This window comes from Enterobacter cloacae complex sp. 418I7, assembly GCF_050030705.1.
Taxonomy (GTDB): Bacteria; Pseudomonadota; Gammaproteobacteria; order Enterobacterales; family Enterobacteriaceae; genus Enterobacter; species Enterobacter intestinihominis.
In genome coordinates this window covers 1,965,023-1,985,487 of sequence record NZ_JBLGUU010000001.1, presented here as the reverse complement: position 1 = coordinate 1,985,487, position 20,465 = coordinate 1,965,023, and the positions used below count along the sequence as shown (strand labels likewise).

The 20,465-nt window shown below is 54.0% G+C and carries 22 protein-coding genes; 12 read left to right on the top strand and 10 right to left on the bottom strand.

Annotation, left to right across the window (positions count from 1 at the left end; translation table 11 throughout):
- The first annotated feature begins 490 nt into the window (after positions 1–490).
- Complete coding sequence (gene dtpA / locus ACQG0S_RS09640; protein WP_023299961.1) at positions 491–1,999, top strand: dipeptide/tripeptide permease DtpA; 1,509 nt, start codon at positions 491–493, stop codon at positions 1,997–1,999.
- 105 nt (positions 2,000–2,104) lie between these two features.
- The gene (gene gstA / locus ACQG0S_RS09635) at positions 2,105–2,710 is read left to right on the top strand and encodes a glutathione transferase GstA (protein WP_023299960.1); all 606 of its coding nucleotides are present in this window, start codon (positions 2,105–2,107) and stop codon (positions 2,708–2,710) included.
- Positions 2,711–2,770: 60 nt separating this feature from the next.
- Here gstA and pdxY read toward each other — a convergent pair whose 3' ends face one another.
- The 5 genes from pdxY to anmK form a co-directional block, all read right to left on the bottom strand.
- A complete protein-coding gene (gene pdxY / locus ACQG0S_RS09630) occupies positions 2,771–3,631 on the bottom strand; it encodes a pyridoxal kinase PdxY (protein WP_022647914.1) in 861 nt (286 codons plus the stop codon).
- A gap of 66 nt (positions 3,632–3,697) precedes the next feature.
- Complete coding sequence (gene tyrS, locus ACQG0S_RS09625; RefSeq protein WP_022647913.1) at positions 3,698–4,972, bottom strand: tyrosine--tRNA ligase; 1,275 nt, start codon at positions 4,970–4,972, stop codon at positions 3,698–3,700.
- A 125-nt stretch (positions 4,973–5,097) separates the two neighbouring features.
- The gene (pdxH, locus tag ACQG0S_RS09620; protein ID WP_003857601.1) at positions 5,098–5,754 is read right to left on the bottom strand and encodes a pyridoxamine 5'-phosphate oxidase; all 657 of its coding nucleotides are present in this window, start codon (positions 5,752–5,754) and stop codon (positions 5,098–5,100) included.
- A 57-nt stretch (positions 5,755–5,811) separates the two neighbouring features.
- Positions 5,812–6,141, bottom strand: coding sequence for a C-type lysozyme inhibitor (gene mliC, locus ACQG0S_RS09615; protein WP_100248986.1), 330 nt, complete (start codon positions 6,139–6,141; stop codon positions 5,812–5,814).
- A gap of 87 nt (positions 6,142–6,228) precedes the next feature.
- Positions 6,229–7,353, bottom strand: coding sequence for an anhydro-N-acetylmuramic acid kinase (gene anmK / locus ACQG0S_RS09610; protein WP_048966446.1), 1,125 nt, complete (start codon positions 7,351–7,353; stop codon positions 6,229–6,231).
- Positions 7,354–7,608: 255 nt separating this feature from the next.
- On the opposite strand from anmK, the gene slyB reads away from it, so the two are divergent.
- On the top strand, positions 7,609–8,076 hold the full coding sequence (gene slyB, locus ACQG0S_RS09605) for an outer membrane lipoprotein SlyB (RefSeq protein ID WP_048966447.1): 468 nt from the start codon (positions 7,609–7,611) through the stop codon (positions 8,074–8,076).
- A 196-nt stretch (positions 8,077–8,272) separates the two neighbouring features.
- A complete protein-coding gene (locus ACQG0S_RS09600; protein WP_038415948.1) occupies positions 8,273–9,634 on the top strand; it encodes a sensor domain-containing diguanylate cyclase in 1,362 nt (453 codons plus the stop codon).
- 38 nt (positions 9,635–9,672) lie between these two features.
- On the opposite strand, the gene slyA is transcribed toward ACQG0S_RS09600, so the two are convergent.
- Positions 9,673–10,113: a transcriptional regulator SlyA gene (gene slyA, locus ACQG0S_RS09595; RefSeq protein WP_032623345.1), complete on the bottom strand. Its 441-nt coding sequence runs from the start codon at positions 10,111–10,113 to the stop codon at positions 9,673–9,675.
- A gap of 187 nt (positions 10,114–10,300) precedes the next feature.
- On the opposite strand from slyA, the gene ACQG0S_RS09590 reads away from it, so the two are divergent.
- Genes ACQG0S_RS09590 through ACQG0S_RS09580 form a run of 3 tightly spaced genes read left to right on the top strand, consistent with a single transcriptional unit; the run spans position 10,301 to position 13,433 of the window.
- Positions 10,301–10,537, top strand: a complete 237-nt coding sequence (locus tag ACQG0S_RS09590) for a DUF1656 domain-containing protein (protein WP_022647907.1) — start codon at positions 10,301–10,303, stop codon at positions 10,535–10,537.
- 2 nt (positions 10,538–10,539) lie between these two features.
- Positions 10,540–11,400: an efflux RND transporter periplasmic adaptor subunit gene (locus ACQG0S_RS09585; protein WP_038417029.1), complete on the top strand. Its 861-nt coding sequence runs from the start codon at positions 10,540–10,542 to the stop codon at positions 11,398–11,400.
- A complete protein-coding gene (locus ACQG0S_RS09580) occupies positions 11,400–13,433 on the top strand; it encodes an FUSC family protein (RefSeq protein WP_426750799.1) in 2,034 nt (677 codons plus the stop codon). Before ACQG0S_RS09585 ends, ACQG0S_RS09580 begins: the two co-directional genes overlap by 1 nt.
- Here the strand turns inward: ACQG0S_RS09580 and sodC are convergent.
- The 3 genes from sodC to ACQG0S_RS09565 form a co-directional block, all read right to left on the bottom strand.
- Positions 13,412–13,930, bottom strand: coding sequence for a superoxide dismutase [Cu-Zn] SodC (gene sodC, locus ACQG0S_RS09575; protein ID WP_022647904.1), 519 nt, complete (start codon positions 13,928–13,930; stop codon positions 13,412–13,414). The genes ACQG0S_RS09580 and sodC overlap by 22 nt on opposite strands.
- Before the next feature lie 80 nt (positions 13,931–14,010).
- Positions 14,011–14,907, bottom strand: a complete 897-nt coding sequence (locus tag ACQG0S_RS09570; RefSeq protein ID WP_048965665.1) for an aldo/keto reductase — start codon at positions 14,905–14,907, stop codon at positions 14,011–14,013.
- A gap of 48 nt (positions 14,908–14,955) precedes the next feature.
- The gene (locus tag ACQG0S_RS09565; RefSeq protein ID WP_023299951.1) at positions 14,956–15,195 is read right to left on the bottom strand and encodes a DUF1289 domain-containing protein; all 240 of its coding nucleotides are present in this window, start codon (positions 15,193–15,195) and stop codon (positions 14,956–14,958) included.
- Between the two features lie 148 nt (positions 15,196–15,343).
- Between ACQG0S_RS09565 and eptA the strand changes: the two genes are divergently transcribed.
- The 5 genes from eptA (at position 15,344) to rnt (ending at position 20,024) form a co-directional block, all read left to right on the top strand.
- Complete coding sequence (eptA, locus tag ACQG0S_RS09560) at positions 15,344–16,969, top strand: phosphoethanolamine transferase EptA (protein ID WP_048965667.1); 1,626 nt, start codon at positions 15,344–15,346, stop codon at positions 16,967–16,969.
- A gap of 41 nt (positions 16,970–17,010) precedes the next feature.
- Positions 17,011–17,610: a TetR/AcrR family transcriptional regulator gene (locus tag ACQG0S_RS09555; RefSeq protein ID WP_022647900.1), complete on the top strand. Its 600-nt coding sequence runs from the start codon at positions 17,011–17,013 to the stop codon at positions 17,608–17,610.
- A 53-nt stretch (positions 17,611–17,663) separates the two neighbouring features.
- Positions 17,664–18,761, top strand: coding sequence for an alkene reductase (locus tag ACQG0S_RS09550; protein ID WP_426750267.1), 1,098 nt, complete (start codon positions 17,664–17,666; stop codon positions 18,759–18,761).
- Positions 18,762–18,860: 99 nt separating this feature from the next.
- Positions 18,861–19,268 (top strand): lactoylglutathione lyase, encoded by a 408-nt coding sequence (gene gloA, locus ACQG0S_RS09545; protein WP_022647898.1) that lies wholly within the window; start codon positions 18,861–18,863, stop codon positions 19,266–19,268.
- A gap of 96 nt (positions 19,269–19,364) precedes the next feature.
- Positions 19,365–20,024 carry a ribonuclease T gene (gene rnt / locus ACQG0S_RS09540; protein ID WP_003857625.1) on the top strand — a complete coding sequence of 220 codons (660 nt, stop codon included), beginning with the start codon at positions 19,365–19,367 and terminating at the stop codon, positions 20,022–20,024.
- Between the two features lie 78 nt (positions 20,025–20,102).
- On the opposite strand, the gene grxD is transcribed toward rnt, so the two are convergent.
- Positions 20,103–20,450, bottom strand: a complete 348-nt coding sequence (grxD, locus tag ACQG0S_RS09535; RefSeq protein WP_003832760.1) for a monothiol glutaredoxin 4 — start codon at positions 20,448–20,450, stop codon at positions 20,103–20,105.
- Positions 20,451–20,465: the final 15 nt, after the last annotated feature.

Below are 20,465 nucleotides of genomic sequence, written 5' to 3'. Positions count from 1 at the left end.
TTAACACTCAAACAGGTTAATAGTTTTTTCATCACCAAAAATTTCTATACATCTGTGATCGCGATCACTCTGATAACTTGATGTTGGATTTTTGTTGTTAAAACCCTCTCCACGCCTTTGCCAGACAAGATCTCATCCATTACTCACCGCATATAAGACCAGTCATTTTTCAGAATATGGGCTATATCACTGCCTTTCACCCAAAATAGCAGAACATATCGCCATACAGCCATTCATCAGGGTCATTTACAGTGAAAAAAACCACCAATTCTCAACGGATGAAATTTAACGCTGCATAACATTTGCGTGAACCGATGATTATACCGCCACAGTTATATGTAACAGATTATTACAAACGTATTGCCAGATGGGGCTGGATAGTGAACATTACCCGCCGTTTCCCCTCCCAATATAACTATAAAGCGGATGGACTACGGTCATCACGCTATGAACACCCCCGTTAATATGGGATGTAAAAAAAGAGGTATATGTGTCTACTGCAAACAATAAACCAACAGATGAGAGCGTAAGTCTTAACGCTTTCAAACAGCCTAAAGCGTTCTATCTCATTTTCTCTATCGAATTATGGGAGCGTTTTGGCTACTACGGCCTGCAAGGGATTATGGCCGTTTACCTGGTTAAGCAACTGGGTATGTCCGAAGCCGATTCCATCACGCTGTTCTCGTCCTTCAGCGCTCTGGTCTATGGCCTGGTCGCCATCGGCGGCTGGTTAGGCGATAAAGTTCTCGGTACGAAACGTGTCATTATGCTGGGCGCCGTGGTTCTGGCGATTGGCTATGGTCTGGTTGCATGGTCCGGGCACGATGCGGGCGTGGTATACATGGGCATGGCTACCATCGCGGTAGGTAACGGCCTCTTTAAGGCTAACCCTTCCTCCCTGCTTTCTACCTGCTACAACAAAGATGATCCGCGTCTGGACGGTGCATTTACCATGTACTACATGTCCATCAACATCGGTTCATTCTTCTCTATGCTGGCAACCCCATGGCTGGCCGCGAAATTCGGCTGGAGCGTAGCGTTTGCGCTGAGCTTCGTGGGTATGCTGATCACCGTTGTGAACTTCCTGTTCTGTCGCAGCTGGGTTAAAGATTATGGTTCTAAACCAGACTTCGAACCCGTGCATATGGGCAAACTGCTGGCAACCATCGTCGGCATTGTGATCCTGGCCGCTGTCGCTACCTGGCTGCTGCACAACCAGGGTATTGCACGTGCCGTACTGGCCGTGGTTGCGCTGGGTATCGTGATTATCTTCGCTAAAGAAGCCTTCGCGATGCAGGGTGCGGCACGTCGTAAGATGATTGTGGCGTTCATCCTGATGCTGGAAGCGATTATCTTCTTCGTCCTGTACAGCCAGATGCCAACGTCCCTGAACTTCTTCGCAATCCGCAACGTTGAGCACTCCATCCTGGGTATCGCGTTCGAGCCGGAGCAGTACCAGGCACTGAACCCGTTCTGGATCATGATTGGTAGCCCGATTCTGGCCGCTATCTATAACAAGATGGGCGACCGTCTGCCGATGCCGCACAAGTTCGCTATCGGTATGGTGCTGTGCTCTGGCGCATTCCTGGTGCTGCCGCTGGGGACGAAATTCGCGACCGACGCGGGTATCGTGTCTGTTAACTGGCTGATCCTGAGCTATGCGCTGCAATCCATCGGTGAGCTGATGATCTCCGGTCTGGGCCTGGCGATGGTTGCACAGCTGGTCCCTCAGCGTCTGATGGGCTTCATCATGGGTAGCTGGTTCCTGACGACCGCTGGCGCAGCCATCATTGCAGGTAAGATTGCGAACCTGATGGCGGTACCGGACAACGTTACCGACCCGCTGGTCTCCCTGAACGTCTACGGCACCGTGTTCATGCAAATTGGTATCGCGACAGCCGTAATTGCCGTGCTGATGCTGCTCACCGCACCAAAACTCAATCGTATGACGCAGGACGACGACAAATCCGCTAAAGCGACCAACACCGCGAACGCGTAATGTCATCGGGAAACGACTGAACAGAAGCCGCTAATTGATTAGCGGCTTTTTTTTTATCTGAACGCGCACTAACATAGCGGGAACCTCAGCAAAAAGGAGTTACCGATGAAACTGTTCTATAAACCGGGCGCCTGCTCTCTTGCTTCGCATATCACCCTTCGCGAGAGCGGTAAGGATTTCACGCTGGACGGCGTTGACCTGATGAAAAAGCGCCTGGAAAACGGGGATGACTTTTTTGCGATTAACCCAAAAGGGCAGGTTCCGGCCCTGCTGCTGGATGATGGTACGCTGCTGACCGAAGGCGTGGCGATAATGCAGTACCTGGCCGACAACGTGCCTGATCGTCAGCTGCTGGCACCAACAGGCAGTATCTCTCGCTATAAAACCCTTGAGTGGCTTAACTACATCGCGACCGAGCTGCACAAAGGCTTTACGCCGCTGTTCCGCCCGGATACTCCGGAAGAGTACAAACCGACCGTACGTGCGTTACTTGAGAAAAAGATGCAGTACATTAATGAATCACTGAAAGACGATCAGTGGATCTGCGGTGCGCGTTTCACCATTGCTGATGCGTATCTGTTTACCGTTCTACGCTGGGCGCGCGCGGTGAAGCTGAACCTGGAAGGATTAGATCATATTGCGTCGTATATGGAACGCGTAGCGGCACGCCCTGCGGTTGCAGCGGCGCTGAAGGCAGAAGGGTTGAATTAATCCGAGCGCGCTGTATTGCCGGGTGGCGCTGCGCTTACCCGGCCTACACTATCCCTGCTCTTACAATTGGGTTGCGCTGAAATAATGCTCGGGCTTCGCGATGCGATCCTGCGCCGCGACCACCTGGAGCTCATATTCCTGCATCGTCTTCGTCGCAATCATGATTTCATAAACGGCTGCGGTTACGTGCTCCAGCGCATCGCGCAGGCTTGCGCCCTGCAATAGCTTCACCAGCAGCAAACCGCTGGTCACATCCCCAACCCCGACAGGCTGACGTGTACCGAAATCCACCAGCGGTCGACTGATGTGCCAGGCTTCATCCTTCGTCACCAACAGCATTTCAAAACGGTCCTGGCTCAACCCTGCGCGTGCCAGGTGCTTAACCAGCACAATCTCTGGCCCCTGGGCGATCAGCTCGCGAGAGGCGCGTACAGCCTCTTCTACGCTGTTGACTGGATGCTCGCACAGGATCTCAAGTTCAATCAGGTTGGGCGCAATAATATCGCTGGCAGGCAATGCATGACGGACATGAAACTCCGCAACGCCCGGCGCGACGATGCAGCCTTTTTCCGGATGACCCATCACCGGATCGCAGAAATATTTCGCCGCGGGGTTTGCCGCTTTCACCTGGCGCACAATGCCGAGGATATGTTCCCCCTGCTCCGCCGAACCCAGATAACCGCTCAGTACGGCATCGCAGCGTTTAAGCTGGTCGATATCCGCAATCCCCTGAACGATCTCCGTCAGATGCGACGGCGGCATCACGCAGCCGGTCCATTTACCGTACTGGGTGTGATTCGAGAACTGAACGGTATTGAGGGGCCAGACGTTGGCCCCGAGGCGGCGCATCGGGAATTCCGCAGCGCTGTTGCCAGCATGTCCAAAAACAACGTGGGACTGAATGGCGAGGATGTTCTTCATGTTGTACTTACCAAACCCTGTCAAAACAAAAGGGGCGTGGTTTCCCACGCCCCTGCGTACTTTTAATTACTTCCAGCAGACCAGACAGTAATTTTTCTTACCGCGACGCAGCAGCGTGTAGCGACCATAGAGACGGTCGTTCTCGGTAAAGGTGTATTCCGGATCGGCCTGTTTTTCGCCATTAATGGTGATCGCGTTAGAGGCGATGGTTTTACGCGCCTGACCGCGAGACGGCTGGAGCTCGGAGTCCACCAGCGCCTGCATCAGATCGGCGCCTTTTTCCATCTCTACCATCGGCACGCCATCCTGCGCCAGCTGTTCGAAGTCCGCTTCGCTTAAATCGCTCAGGGTCCCGTTGAACAGGCTCGCCGTAATGCGTTTCGCCGCTGCCAGACCTTCTTCACCGTGAACCAGTTTAGTCACTTCGTCGGCCAGCACATACTGGGCGCGCGGTGCTTTACCGCTGTTCTTGTCTTCTTCTTCCAGCGCATTGATTTCTTCGATATCCATAAAGGTGAAGAATTTCAGGAAGCGATAAACATCGGCATCCGCCGTGTTGATCCAGAACTGGTAGAATTTGTACGGGCTGGTTTTCTTCGGATCCAGCCATACTGCGCCGCCTTCGGTTTTACCAAACTTGGTACCGTCTGCTTTGGTGATCAGCGGCACGGTCAGACCAAACACCTGATTCTGGTGAAGGCGACGGGTCAGATCGATACCGGAGGTGATGTTACCCCACTGATCAGAACCGCCAATTTGCAGCGACACGCCGTGCAGCTTGTTCAGGCAGGCGAAGTCATACCCCTGCAACAGGTTGTAGGAGAACTCGGTGAAAGAGATACCCTGATCGTCACGGTTAAGACGCTGCTTGACCGCTTCTTTATTAATCATCTGGTTAACAGAGAAGTGTTTGCCGATGTCACGCAGGAACGTCAGCACGTTCATGCCACCAAACCAGTCGTAGTTGTTCGCCGCAATCGCAGCGTTGTCACCACAGTTGAAATCCAGGAACGGTGCAACCTGTTTACGGATCTTATCCACCCACTCCTGCACGGTGTCTTCGGTATTCAGCTTACGCTCAGCGGCTTTGAAACTTGGGTCGCCAATCAGACCAGTCGCACCGCCAACCAGGGCAACAGGCTTATGACCCGCCATCTGGAAGCGTTTCAGGCATAACAATGGAACAAGATGCCCCAAATGCAAGCTGTCAGCGGTGGGATCGAAGCCGCAATAGAGCGCGATCGGGCCTTGCGCCAGTCGCTCTGCTAACGCTTCCTCGTCCGTCACCTGGGCCACCAGGCCCCGCTCTTGCAATTGTTTAATCAAGTTACTGCTTGCCATCAAATTCTCCATGTATAAACGACTGCACCTTTGCCGGTACACGACTTTTCGCCTGATGCGAAAGGACCATAGAATAAAGCGCCAGCGCGGTGTGCGCTAGCGCTTAAATCAACAAATTTTGGGGATTACGGTGCCAGTCGGTCTATTTTCCAGCCACCGTTGTCGCGCTGGTATAAAAAGCGGTCGTGCAGGCGGTGCTCACCGCCCTGCCAGAATTCCATCTGCTCAATGGGGATGCGGAACCCGCCCCAGAAACTCGGCAGCGGCACTTCACCCTGCTGAAACTTCTGTTTGAGTTCGAGGAATTTACTTTCAAGTACGCCGCGGGCCGAGATTCGGCTGGACTGTTTAGAAACCCAGGCGCCAATCTGACTGTCGCGCGGTCGGCTGTGGAAATATTTCACCACTTCGAGCGTAGAGAGGCGCTCTGCCTTGCCGGTAACCATCACCTGGCGCTCAAGCATATGCCACGGGAAGAGCAGGCTAATACGCGGATTATTTTCCAGGTGATGCGCTTTACGACTACCAAGGTTGGTGTAGAACACCAGCCCTTTCTCGTCATAATGCTTAAGAAGAACGATGCGTTGATACGGCTGACCGTTTTCATCAACCGTGGCAACGACCATCGCCGTCGGGTCGGCCAGTTTCGCTTCGCAGGCCTGTTTCAGCCAGCGTTCAAAAAGCACCAGCGGTTCGGCGGGAAGATCCTGGCGGCGCAGACCGCCTTTGGTGTATTCACGGCGCAGATGCGCAATTTGCTGTAGTTCGTCGTTATCTGACATGGCGTTAGCTGAAAGTGAGATTGGGTGGCGCTATTGTGCGCGCCCCCTTCAAAAATCTCAACGCTTCGGATTTTCCAGCTGACAATTGTTCAGCACAATGCGGTCTCGCTTATAGACGGTGGCGCTGTCACCTTTTGACCAGAAGACGTAGATCCCATCCGTGTAACGCGCCCCGGAGGCGGACATCCCCTGCTTCAGCGTCAACAACTTATTGTCATAAACAAAGCTGGCTTCCTGGCGAGTGTTGTTCAGCTTCACCGTCAGCGGTTTTTCATCACAACGATATTCCAGCTTATCGGTTTGCATACGCTCAACGAACTGGTTATAGACGCTGCATCCGGTCATAAGAAAAGGTACAGCAATGAGAAGAAGTTTTTTCATGGGCAGATTCCGAAGACTATCCTGGTCCTGGAGGGCCTAACCGCCCTCCTGTTTTTCCCTATTTTACGGGTTATGCCTCCCGCTGAATTTCAGTTAACTCTGATTATGGCGCGGATTTGCCGGGAAAATAGCACCGAGGACGCTCGCCTCTCGCGCACCGGTTACGGAGGGTAAATTCCCGGGCAGACCGGCAACCGTACGCCAGGCAAGCCAGGCGAAGGCCAGCGCTTCCATGTCGTCTCCGCTGATCCCGGCTTCGTCAGTGGTCGTGACTTCGGTGCCCGGCAGCAGGGCGGCGAGGCGTGCCATCAGGAGGGGGTTGCGGCTTCCGCCTCCGCATACCAGCAGACGCTCGCACCCGCCGCTGAGCAACACCTGTTCAGAAATCGACACGGCGGTAAGCTCAGTCAGCGTAGCCTGCACATCCTGAGGCGCAAGGCCGGGGAAGCGTGCCAGATGACGTTCAAGCCAGCCGTAGTTGAAATACTCTCGCCCCGTGCTTTTCGGCGCTGGCAGGGCAAAGAATGGATCGCTTAACAGGGCTTGCAGCAAGGGAAGGATCACTTTCCCCTGGCTGGCCCACTGCGCGTCTTTGTCGTAGGGTTTACCGTTCTGACGCCAGATCCAGGCATCCATTAGCATATTACCGGGCCCGGTATCGTATCCACGCACGGGCTGCCCGGGAATGAGCATCGACAGGTTGGCAATCCCGCCAATGTTCAGAACCATTCTGCGCTCCACCGGGTGCGCCAGCAGCGCCTGATGAAATGCCGGAACCAGCGGCGCCCCCTGCCCGCCGAGGGCCATATCGCGTCGACGGAAATCCCCCACCACCGTCACGCCGGTTTTTGCCACAATCTGGTTATTATCGCCAATTTGCATCGTGTGCGGCGCCTCGCCGACAGGTTCATGCCAGACGGTCTGCCCATGGCAGCCTATTGCCACGACATCCTGCGGATGAAGTCTTTCTTGCTGCATCAGGGCCAGTACCGCATCAGCAAACAGCGATCCCAGACGCACATCCAGTTGGCCCAGTTGGGAAAGCGTCAGCTGTTGCCCCTGGCAGATGCTCAGGATCTCTTCTTTTAACGAGACCGGAATAGGCCAGGTCAGGCTTGCCTGCTGCGCCACCATGTTTTCATCAATGGCGGCCAGAACGACATCCACACCGTCAAGACTGGTACCAGACATCACACCGATATAGCGACCCGATTTCATGCGCTTTCCTTACGTTACATGGGCTAAGTGCAACCACTCCATCATAAATAACGCTGCTTTGCTATCCGGTGATAATATTTTTTAACAATCTCAGACCTGTAGCACAGACGGTTTTTGTTTATGTCCCGTTAAGCCCCGTTCAGGTAAAATTTATCTATTCGGCATGCAAAGATATGAACTGTGGTCAGGAATGCCATATAATTTAGCCATAACGGATGCCCCAACCGGGCGTTTTTTGGTGAACAGGAGAGTCAAATGATTTTACGTGTACTGGGCGTTTCGCTGATTGGTTTAACACTGGCGGGTTGTGTGAACGACAATTCACTCTCCGGCGACGTATATAGTGCTTCTGAAGCTAAACAGGTACAGAACGTGACCTACGGTACTATCGTTAATGCCCGTCCTGTTCAGATTCAGGGTGGTGATGACACGAACGTCGTGGGCGCAATCGGTGGTGCTGTGCTGGGTGGTTTCCTGGGTAACACCATTGGTGGCGGCACCGGTCGCTCTCTGGCTACCGCAGCAGGCGCAGTTGCAGGCGGCGTAGCGGGTCAGGGCGTTCAGGGTACGATGAACAAAACTCAGGGCGTTGAGCTGGAAATCCGTAAAGACGATGGCAGCACCATTATGGTTGTGCAGAAACAGGGTAATACTCGCTTCTCTGCAGGCCAGCGTGTTGTACTGGCAAGCAACGGTAGCCAGGTCACCGTCTCCCCGCGTTAATATCCCGACGGATGCGGTCCTTTCGGGCCGCATCCATTTACAAAAACTATCATTTTAAAAAATGTATTTATAAAAATACATTCACACGGCGTATAATTAATTCCCTCTGATATTGTTCCTGCGCAAAGTATTTTTTATTTCCCTCCTTTAGACTCGTCTGATTCTCTTTTTCCTCTTTTTAATTTTTTAACATTCTATGCTTGCGAACTGTCGATTTGTAATGAACCGCTTTGTGGCCTTTGCACTTGGGTGCATTTTTATCATTGCCGTGTTACAAGGTTGTTTTATAAAACTTGTTGAATGGGTTCCTTCATTCTCTCCGCTATTTTTCCCTACGCTCACTATTTTTCTTCTGGTATTCCATCTGTTTATCGCCTGTTTTATGGCAATGAAATACTGGTGTGATAAAAAACGGCTATATCTCGTTCCGATTGCGTCAGCCTTTGCCGGTTCAGCACTGCTGATGGTGGGTACGCTATCCAGTTTTCCAGGTTGGCTGGATCTCTATCAGTTCAACGAGGCGAACTATAATGACGCGATGATCTTTTATATGTTCCGACACCTCTTAATGGCGGTGCTCATGATGGCCTCAGCCTTACTTTATACGCTTCGCGTTTCCCCCCTTTCACGAAGCACCCACATCGGTATTGTTGTCGGATCGGCTCTCTTTACGGGCTGCATGCTTTGGCTGGCGTGGTTCTATTCCAGCCATTCCACGACGTTAACCCTGGATCTTGTGGATAATGAAACCCGGCAGTTCATGATTCTCTGGAGCCAGACCATCAACATCATTTTGGTCATTCTTTGGGTTGTCACATTAATCACCCTGATGGTCGTGACCCGGATAAGAAATTTGTTCTGGGCGGGCGGCAATTTTTTATGCGTCTGTTATGTCGTCACGCTGTTAATGCTGTTGTTAGGTGGATACGTAGAAGATGTATCATGGTACCGCGCCCGGTTATTCGAAACTGTCGCGACATTAATGATTATTTTCATTTTGCTTTCCGACGTCTTTAATTTGTATCGTGACTCGCACGTCAAATACCAGCAGTCATATCAAAATTCAATCCGCGACCCGCTTACCCGTCTTTATAATCGCAGCTATTTTTATGATTCATTAAACTACGCCCTCAGCACTGCAACGGAGGCACACCCGGTATCGGTGGTAGTAAGCGACCTTGACCGTTTCAAGCGTATCAACGACTGTTACGGGCATTTGCAGGGAGATAAGGTATTACAGTTCGTCTCTAATCTGCTGACGGATTCCGTGCGCCCCCAGGATATCGCGGCCCGAATCGGTGGTGAAGAGTTTGTGTTGATGCTGACAAATACCCCTTCAGACGCCGCGAGGCAGGTGGCCGAGCGCATTCGCCTCAAGCTGAGCGGGTTTGATAAAGCCAGCAGCGGCGGTCATCTGCCGGAACCTATTACCATCAGCATGGGCGTATTCACCGCAACCTCGCCGGAAACCAGTGCGGAAACCTGCGTGGAGAGCGCGGATAAAGCCATGTATGAGGCAAAAGAGACAGGGCGCAATCGGGTGGTGGTGTTCAGATAATAAGAAAGGCCTTGATTTCGCAAGGCCTTTACGTTCGGTCAGTCGCGAGACTGCAGATCGTGGATGTTCTGCTCAAGACGGGCGATGAGTCCTATCAGCATCTCCAGCTCAGCGGGGGAAATACCTTCAAGGATCTCCCCACGCGTTTTACTGATGACAGCTTCCATCTCAGTAATAATCGGGGCCGCTTTTTCCGTCAATTTGATCCGCTTGGCGCGACGGTCGCTGGCGCAGGTTTGTCGGGAGATAAGTCCCTTCTCTTCCAGTTGGTCAAGAGTGCGCACCAGTGACGGCTGCTCAATGCCAATCGCTTTTGCCAGTTGGATCTGTGACTGGTCGGGCGGGAGCTGATGAATGTTATGCAGCGTAACCCAGTGCGTCTGCGTGAGTTCCAGAGGTTTCAGGCGATGGTCAATCAGAGCACGCCAGATGCGTACCAACCTTGCCAGATCAGAACCTAATGGCGATTCCAATTTCATCTCCTTATAATTAGCTTGCTAAGTGATTATAGTGATTTTAGAATAGTTTGCAGTATTTGTATTGCCAAAACAAATGCAATCACGGTATTCATCATTCCTGAAAGGATGATTTACACTGAACGGTAATGCGCCATCGCATTGAAATATGCCATTGTGGCCCTCACCCCACTGCAAAGGATCACTGCTTGTGACGTTCTTTTCCCTCTCCGCAGGGTTGCCCCTCCAGGATCTGATTGTCGGCGCATCGGTCTACTTTCCGCCACTGTTTAAAGCCGTGATGGTCGGTTTTGTGATCTGGCTCATTGCGCATCGTCTGCTGCGCGACTGGATGTATTCCGGTGAAATCTGGCACCCGATGTTAATGGATCTCTCCCTGTTTACCCTTTCCGTCTGTCTTGGCCTTGCCGTGTTAACCGTGTGGTGAGAATAGCATTGAAAACGTTAAAATATTTTTCCACTCTTTTCGTTTTAGCGCTGGCGCTTATGGCCGGCTGGTGGCTCTGGAATTATTACATGCAGTCGCCCTGGACGCGTGACGGCAAGATCCGCGCAGAACAGGTCAGCATCACGCCACAGGTGTCCGGCAGTATCAGCGCGCTGCTGGTGAAGGACAACCAGTTCGTTCATGCGGGCGATGTGTTATTCCGCATCGATGAGACCCCTTTCCACATTGCGGTGCTCAATGCCCAGGCGCAGCTCGCAAAAGCTCAATCAGATCTGGCAAAAGCCAATAACGAAGCCGAACGTCGCCGACATCTGTCGAGGAATTACATCTCTGCGGAAGATCTCGATACCGCCAATATCAATGTAAAAGCCATGCAGGCCAGCCTGAAGGTTGCAGAGGCAACGCTGAAACAGGCCGAGTGGCAACTGACCCAGACCGTTGTCAAAGCTCCGGTGGATGGATGGATCACGAGCCTGTCGACCCGTGTGGGGGATTACGCCACCACAGGCCAGCCGGTCTTTGCCCTGGTAGATAGCCACTCTTTCTATGTTGTAGGTTATTTTGAAGAGACCAAGCTGCGCCATATCCGCGAGGGTGCGCCTGCCCGGATCACGCTTTACAGCGGTGCAGAAAAGTTACAGGGTCACGTTAGTAGCATAGGTCGGGCAATTTACGATCAGAGCGTGGAAACCGATTCTGGTCTGGTGCCTGACATCAAACCCAACGTACCGTGGGTGCGTCTGGCTCAGCGGGTGCCTGTTCGCGTCGAGTTAGAGCAACTGCCGAAAGACATTACTCTGGTCTCTGGCACAACCTGCACCGTCGCCATCGGATCGCGATGATGAACCTGGGAGCTTTCTCCTGGCGCAATACGCCGTGGATAAAAGCGACACGGCCGCAGTGGCGTTACGCGCTGCGTAACGGCATCGCCATGTGCCTTGCGCTTACGGTTGCCTATTATCTGAATCTGGATGAGCCTTACTGGGCGATGACCTCTGCGGCGGTCGTCAGCTTCCCTACCGTCGGGGGCGTTATCAGTAAAAGCCTCGGGCGCGTGGCGGGTAGCCTGCTGGGTGCGACCGCTGCACTGCTTCTTGCCGGCCATACCCTGAACGATCCCTGGCTCTTTCTGTTAAGCATGTCGGCATGGCTGGGGCTGTGCACCTGGGCCTGCGCCCATTTTACCAACAACGTTGCGTACGCGTTTCAACTGGCAGGTTACACCGCAGCCATTATCGCCTTTCCGGTCGTCAACGTGCTGGATACCACCGAGCTATGGGACATCGCCCAGGCACGCGTATGTGAAGTGATGGTCGGCATTCTGTGCGGCGGCGTCATGATGATGATCCTGCCCAGCACCTCGGATGGCACTACGCTTATCACCGCCCTTAAAACGATGCACGCGCGTTTGCTGGAACATGCCAGCCTGCTCTGGCAGCCTGATAGCAGCGATAACATCCGTCTAGCACACGAAAAGGTCATCGGCCAGATCCTGACCATGAACCTGTTACGCATCCAGGCATTCTGGAGCCACTACCGTTTTCGTCTCCAGAACACGCTCCTGAACTATTTACTGCACCAGCAATTGCGGATGACGAGTGCGATCTCAAGCCTTCGCCGGATGTTGCTGAACTGGCCTGCGCCGCCAGCCCATACCCGGGAAGTTATCGAGGCGCTGCTCGCCGCCCTTGCGCGTCCGGATACCGATATCTATACCGTGGCCCGCATTATCGCGCCGCTCGCCCCAACGGATGAATATGATTACCGGCACCGCGCCTTCTGGCAGCGTCTGAACTATTTCTGCCGCCTGTATCTGCGCAGCAGCCGCTGGTTAAAAGCCGTCGAAAATGCCACGCCCGTCACCGAATTTTCCGTTCCCGGTAGCCCAGCTCTGGCGCGCCATACCGACGCAATGGAGGCGCTGTGGAGCGGTTTTCGTACGTTTTGCGCGTTGACGGCCGTGGGCGCATGGGCCATCACCACGCAATGGGATGCGGGCAGTGCAGCCCTGACGCTTGCGGCAATCAGCTGCGTGCTCTATTCCGTCGCAGCTTCCCCGTTTAATTCCCTGACGCTTCTGCTGCGTACGCTGGTACTGCTGTCGCTGTTCAGCTTCGTGGTAAAATTTGGTTTGATGGTGCAGATAACCGACCTCTGGCAATTTCTGCTGTTTCTCTTCCCGCTATTAACCACCATGCAGTTGCTCAAACTGCAAATGCCAAAACTGGCCGGTCTGTGGGGGCAGTTGATTGTTTTTATGGGCTCATTTATCTCTGTAACGAATCCTCCGGTTTACGATTACGCTGATTTTCTCAACGATAACCTGGCGAAGATCCTCGGCGTGGGGCTGGCGTGGCTGGCTTTCGCCGTGCTACGCCCGGGCTCGGATGCGCGTAAAAGCCGCAGGCATATTCGTGAGCTGCGCAGGGGTTTTGTCGATCAACTGAGTCGCAGCCCGCATCTGCGTGAAAGCGAGTATGAATCGCTGGTTTACCATCATGTCAGCCAGCTGAACAACAGCCAGGATTCACTCTCCCGTCGCTGGCTACTGCGCTGGGGCGTGGTGCTGCTGAACTGTTCGCACGTGGTGTGGCAGCTGCGTGCCTGGGAGACGCGTTCCGACCCGCTTTCGCAGGTCCGCGATAATTGTATTTCCATGCTCCGCGATGTGATGAGCGAGCGCGGAGTTCAGCAACGCCCCCTGAGCGTCACGCTCGCCGAGCTTCAGCGTATTTGCGACGCTCTGGCGCACCACCATCAGCCTGCGGCCCGCGATCTGGCGTCCATTATCTGGCGGCTGCACTGCTCCCTGTCACAGCTTGAACAGGCGCCGCCACCCGGAACAATTGGCGATCAGATCACGCCGCAGGCATAGCGCGCCCCGCCGCCGCCAAGCGGTTTAGGTTGATCGGACATGTTATCGCCGCCCACATGGACCATCAGCGCCTTGCCTTTGACCTCGTCAATCTTTTTCAGCCGGGGCGCAACAACCGGATCGGTGGCTTTACCGTCGTTATTCACCACCAGCACCGGCAGATCGCCGAGGTGCCCCATACCTTCCGGGCCTTCATGCTTACCAGAGTTGTGCGGATCCAGATGCCCCCCAGCGGCCTCAGCGGCTGAAGGTTTCCCCTCTTTCATTGCAGGTTGACAGCTGCCTTTGGCATGAACGTGAAAACCATGTTCACCGGGTGGAAGGGCCTTGAGATCGGGAGCAAATTCCAGCCCTTTATCGGTTTCGGTGATTTTCACCGTCCCGATGGACTGGCCTACTCCCTGAGAAGTGACGAGATTCATTTCAACTTCTTCGCTGGCTGCCTGCGCTCCTGCGCAAACAACCAGCGTGACCACTGCCAGAGCAAAACGCTTCATATGACCTCCACGGGTTATTTTTTGCACCTTAAGTCTATACCAGAGGCGCAGATTTCACCGGAAAGTCAGACTCCACGCACTCAGGGTACGTCGTAGCCCAGCGCCGCCTTGCGGATGCGGAACCACTGCTGACGCGTCATATCCAGCTCTTCAGCAACAAGCGCAGCGCGGACGCGCTCAATTTTGCCGGAGCCGATAATCGGCAGCGGTTTAGACGGCAGGCGCAGGATCCAGGCGTAAACCACCTGCTCAATACTCTCCGCATTCAGTTCGCGGGCCACGGTTTCAAGCTCGTTACGCAGCGGCTGGAAGGCCTCATCGTTAAACAGGCGGCCGCCTCCCAGGCAAGACCAGGCCATCGGACGAATGCGTAACTGTTGCAGCTGATCGAGCGTTCCGTCCAGCAGCAGCGGCTGGTGAACAGGCGAGATCTCCACCTGATTCGTCGCCAGCGTAAACGGCAGGCGAGACTGCAATAGCGCAAACTGTGCTGGGGTGAAGTTAGACACGCCAAAATGACGCACTTTGCCGCTCTGGTGTAGCGTCAGGAACGCTTCCGCAACCTCATCCGCTTCCATCAATGGATCGGGACGGTGGATAAGCAGCAGGTCGATACGATCGGTGGCCAGGTTGACCAGTGACTGCTCGGCGCTTTTAACGATATGCGCGCTGTCAGTGATGTAATGCCCAAGTGCATGCTCCGGTTTTGCTGTGGTGGCAATACCGCATTTGGTCACAATCTCCATACGTTCACGCAGCGCTGGCGCACGCTTCAGCGCTTCGCCAAAAGCGGCCTCGCACTGATAGCCGCCATAAATATCAGCGTGATCGACGGTGGTGATCCCGAGATCGAGATGCTCTTCTATAAAGTCCGCCAGCTGGACCGGAGACATATTCCAGTCCATAAGGCGCCAGTAGCCCATAACGAATCGGGAGAATTCCGGGCCCTGCGGGGCAAGGGTAATACGCTGAACCATAACATTTTCCTCAAGGAAGTCATGTCACCAGTATACGCAATTACCCTGCTAAAACAGTGAAGGTTGCTGAGGTTCTTCGGTTTCAACCGCTTTGTTTGCACGAATTTTGCGCAGCAGACGTTGTCGGCAGAGCCGTAAGACCTCCTGCTTTTGCGCGTCGCTGAAATTTTGCCAGTTAAAACGTTCATCGCGTGTGCGCATGCAGCCACGGCAGTATCCTCGTTCATCAACCTGGCAAATACCCCGGCACGGGCTCTGGACAGGGAAAAATTCCAGTTGCTCTGCCACACCTACCTCCAGAACGTCATTATTCCCTACAGTGAAGACCCTAAATGGCCTGCATGCAAGGAGTGTCCGTCACAAACAGGGCATTAAGGTTTCGCTAATCTTCCCTTCTTATACTCGCCGCATTGATATAATGAATGGTCTGGTCATCATGTGGCTCACTAAAAAGTTACACTGTAACGATACGAAATTTACCCTCGCCTGTGCGCTTTTCTTCACCGTGTTCAATGCGCTGTTTATCCAGCGCAGCTGGTCAATTATCGCACCTGCCCGTCTGCACGACGTGCTTTTTGCCGCCAGTGTGCCGCTGGTTCTGTTCTGCGGCTGGGTCATTGTTTTTAGCCTGCTGAATATTCCCTTTATTCGCAAGCCGCTCATGATTGCCCTGACCATAGGATGCGCCGCCGCGACCTGGTTTATGTATACCTATGGCGCGGTTATCGATCAGAACATGATTGTGAACGTGTTTGAGACTAACTCCCAGGAAGCGACAGCCCTGGTAACGCCGCAGCTGATCCTGTGGCTGGCCGTCGCGGGTCTGGTCCCTTCCGTCATCTTAGCCCTGACGCGCATTCGAACCGGAAAATGGTGGTATGCCCTGCTAACACGTTTCGCCGCTATACTCGGTGCGCTGCTGGTGATCATTCTCGTCGCGGCAGTGTTCTATAAAGACTATGCTTCGCTGTTCCGCAATAACAAAAGCATCGTCAAAATGGTCACTCCGGCGAACTACGTGAGCGCCGTTGTGAAGTACAGCAAAATGCGCTGGTTTGCCGGCGACCAGACGCTGGTCCGCATTGGCGAGGATGCCCATAAAGGGGCGCTGATTTCCGGCCAACGTAAGAAAACCGTGCTGGTTCTGGTGGTGGGTGAAGCCTCCCGCGCTGCAAACTATTCGTTAAATGGTTACCCCCGTGAAACCAACCCCGAGCTGAAAAAGCGGGATGTCATCAACTTCCCACAGGCCTCCTCCTGTGGCACGGAAACCGCCGTTTCCGTCCCCTGCATGTTCTCCGGCATGACGCGAAAAAAATATGACGCGGACCTCGCCCATCATCAGGAAGGACTGCTCGATGTGCTTAACCACGCCGGGTTCAACCTGCTGTGGCGCGACAATGACGGCGGGTGTAAAGGTGCCTGCGACCGCGTGCCGCACACGGATATGACCCAGTGGAAACTGGAACAGTTCTGTAAGGACAAATCCTGTATCGACGACGTCAACCTGTACCGCCTGGACAACGTGCTGGACGGAATAAAGCAGGATACCGTACTGGTTATACACCTGATGGGCAGCCACGGTCCGGCTTATTACAACCGTTACCCGGACCGCTTCCGGAAATTCACCCCAACCTGCGATACCAATGAAATTCAGGATTGCGATCATCAGTCGCTGATCAATACCTATGACAACTCGATTCTGTATACCGATAGCGTGCTCAGCCGAACCATCGACGCGCTAAAAGCCCGGAAGGCCAGTATGAACACAGCGCTCATTTACCTCTCCGATCACGGCGAATCGCTGGGCGAAAGCGGAATTTACCTGCACGGTACGCCGTATATGCTGGCCCCGGAGCAGCAAACGCATATTCCGTTTATGTTCTGGCTCTCCCCGGACTATGCGAAAAACTTCGGCGTAAACACGGATTGCCTGCGTAACCATGCTGCAAAAGAGGCAGTTTCACAGGACAATTTGTTTGCCACGGTTCTGGGCATGATGGACGTGAAATCAGTGGTTTATCAGCCGCAGCTGGATATTTTGTCGCAATGTCGTCGCTAAGCGGGCTTGCATTAGACCGAACGGTCTATTAGAGTAAGAGCATGAGCAGACATACAGAACACGATACACGAGAACATTTGCTGGCTACCGGCGAGCGCCTTTGCATGCATCGCGGGTTTACCGGTATGGGGCTGAGTGAGTTATTAAAAACCGCTGAAGTGCCTAAGGGATCGTTTTATCACTATTTTCGATCCAAAGAGGCGTTTGGCGTAGCCATGCTGGAGCGGCACTACGCCAGCTACCATCAGCGTCTGGCAGCCCACTTCGCCAGCGGCGAAGGTGACTACCGGGATCGTGTTCTGAACTACTATCAGGAAACGCTGACGCAGTTCTGTCAGCAGGGCATCATCAGCGGGTGCCTGACGGTAAAACTGTCTGCCGAAGTGTGCGATCTCTCCGAAGATATGCGCACCGCCATGGATAAAGGGGCCAGCGGCGTAATCGCTCTGCTGGCTCAGGCGCTGGAAAAAGGCCGCGATGAAACAACGCTCTCCTTCTCCGGCGATCCGCTCACGCAGGCACAGGTGCTCTATTCCCTCTGGTTAGGCGCCAACCTGCAGGCAAAAATGTCTCGCAGCGCCGTGCCGCTCGAAAGCGCGCTGGCGCATGTGAAAAACTGTATTACCGCGCCTGGCGTGTAGCCGGCGTTTTTATTTACCCTTTTACTAGTCGACTGGTCTACTCAGGAGCCATTATGTCCGCTGAAAAGCTATTTACCCCACTGAAAGTGGGTGCCGTTACTGCCCCAAACCGCGTGTTTATGGCCCCACTTACCCGTCTGCGCAGCATCGAGCCGGGAGATATCCCAACGCCATTGATGGGTGAGTATTACCGTCAGCGCGCCAGCTCGGGCCTGATTATTTCCGAAGCCACGCAGATTTCTGCCCAGGCTAAAGGCTACGCCGGTGCGCCGGGTCTTCACAGCCCGGAACAGATCGCCGCGTGGAAAAAAATCACCGCAGGCGTTCATGCTGAAGATGGCCGTATTGCGGTTCAGCTGTGGCACACCGGTCGTATCTCGCACAGCAGCATCCAGCCTGGCGGTCAGGCGCCCGTTTCTGCCTCTGCCCTGAATGCGAATACCCGCACTTCCCTGCGCGATGAAAACGGTAATGCTATTCGTGTCGACACCACCACGCCACGCGCGCTTGAGCTGGACGAGATCCCGGGTATCGTGAATGATTTCCGTCAGGCCGTCGCCAACGCCCGTGAAGCGGGCTTCGACCTGGTTGAGCTGCACTCTGCGCACGGCTACCTGCTGCACCAGTTCCTGTCACCGTCTTCCAATCAGCGTACCGACCAGTACGGCGGCAGCGTTGAAAACCGCGCGCGTCTGGTGCTTGAAGTGGTAGATGCCGTGTGTAATGAGTGGAGCGCAGATCGCATTGGTATTCGAGTTTCCCCAATTGGTACCTTCCAGAACGTCGACAACGGTCCGAACGAAGAAGCGGATGCGCTGTATCTGATTGAAGAGCTGGCTAAACGCGGTATCGCGTATCTGCACATGTCCGAGCCGTACTGGGCAGGCGGCAAGCCCTACAGCGAAGCCTTCCGCCAGAAAGTTCGCGAGCGCTTCCACGGCGTGATTATCGGGGCGGGCGCTTATACGGCAGAGAAAGCCGAGGATCTGATCGGTAAAGGTCTGATCGACGCCGTGGCCTTTGGCCGTGATTACATTGCTAACCCGGATCTGGTTGCCCGTTTGCAGAAGAAAGCCGAACTGAACCCGCAGCGCCCTGAAAGCTTCTATGGCGGCGGCGCGGAAGGTTATACCGACTACCCTTCACTGTAATCCCGCTTTGTACATTGATAGCGGCGACCTTTCGCCGCTATACTAAAACATCGTTTCTGTTCAAAAAGATAATCCATTCCACTGGTTAATGAGGAAATTATGCGCCTACTTCACACCATGCTGCGTGTTGGCGACCTGCAACGTTCCATCGATTTCTACACTAACGTTCTGGGCATGAAGCTGCTGCGCACCAGCGAAAATCCGGAATATAAATACTCTCTGGCGTTTGTCGGTTACGGCCCGGAATCTGAAGAAGCGGTCATCGAGCTGACCTACAACTGGGGCGTGGACAGCTACGAGCTGGGTACGGCTTACGGCCACATCGCGCTGGAAGTGGATAATGCGGCTGAAGCCTGCGAACGTATCCGCAGCAATGGCGGTAACGTCACCCGTGAAGCCGGTCCGGTTAAAGGTGGCACCACCGTGATTGCGTTTGTTGAAGATCCGGACGGGTATAAAATCGAACTGATCGAAGCTAAAGACGCTGGTCGCGGTCTGGGCAATTGATCCCGCAGGGCGCACTATGCGCCCGTTGTTTTGCTGCATCCCCTCTCAAAATTTGCCATAATGCGCACTGCTTTTTCCCCCTTGTAAGAGACCCTGATGTCCGATAACGCTCAATTTACCGGTCTGTGCGACCGTTTTCGTGGTTTTTATCCCGTTGTCATTGATGTAGAAACAGCCGGATTTAACGCTAAAACCGATGCGCTGCTTGAAATTGCCGCCATCACGCTGAAGATGGATGAACAGGGCTGGCTTGTACCGGACACCACGCTGCATTTCCACGTTGAACCCTTTGAAGGGGCAAACTTACAGCCAGAGGCGCTGGCCTTTAACGGTATCGATCCGACAAACCCGCTGCGCGGGGCGGTAAGCGAATACGAGGCGCTGCACGCCATTTTCAAAATGGTGCGCAAAGGCATGAAAGAGAATGACTGTAGCCGCGCCATCATGGTGGCCCACAACGCTACGTTCGATCACAGCTTCACCATGGCTGCCGCCGAGCGCGCCTCGCTAAAGCGTAATCCATTCCATCCGTTTGTGACCTTCGACACCGCCGCGCTGAGCGGCCTGGCGCTGGGGCAAACCGTGCTCTCTAAAGCCTGCATCACGGCGGGTATTGCGTTTGACGGCACTCAGGCGCATTCCGCGTTATACGATACCGAGCGTACGGCGGAGCTGTTCTGTGAGATCGTCAACCGCTGGAAACGTCTGGGTGGCTGGCCGCTGCCGATGGGCGACGAGGCCGATCTTCAATCGTAGACTGGGTAATCAACAGCCCCACAGGACAAAAAAAAGCGACCAACATAATGTGGTCGCTTTTTTATATCCGCAGAAAACTTATTCTGCGTCCGGCTCTTCGGTTTTATACTTCGCCGCAGTCTCTTTGATCAGCTGTTGCAGTTCGCCGCGCTGATACATTTCAATCAGAATATCACAGCCGCCAACCAGTTCACCGTCAACCCACAGCTGTGGGAAGGTCGGCCAGTTTGCGTATTTTGGCAGCTCAGCGCGGATGTCCGGGTTTTGCAGGATATCAACGTAAGCAAAACGCTCACCACAGGCGGACAGCGCCTGAACCGCTTGCGCGGAGAAGCCGCAGCTTGGCAGCTTCGGAGAACCTTTCATGTACAGGAGAATCGGGTTTTCAGCGATCTGGCGCTGAATTTTTTCAATAGTGGTGCTCATGTCTTGCTTCCTTTA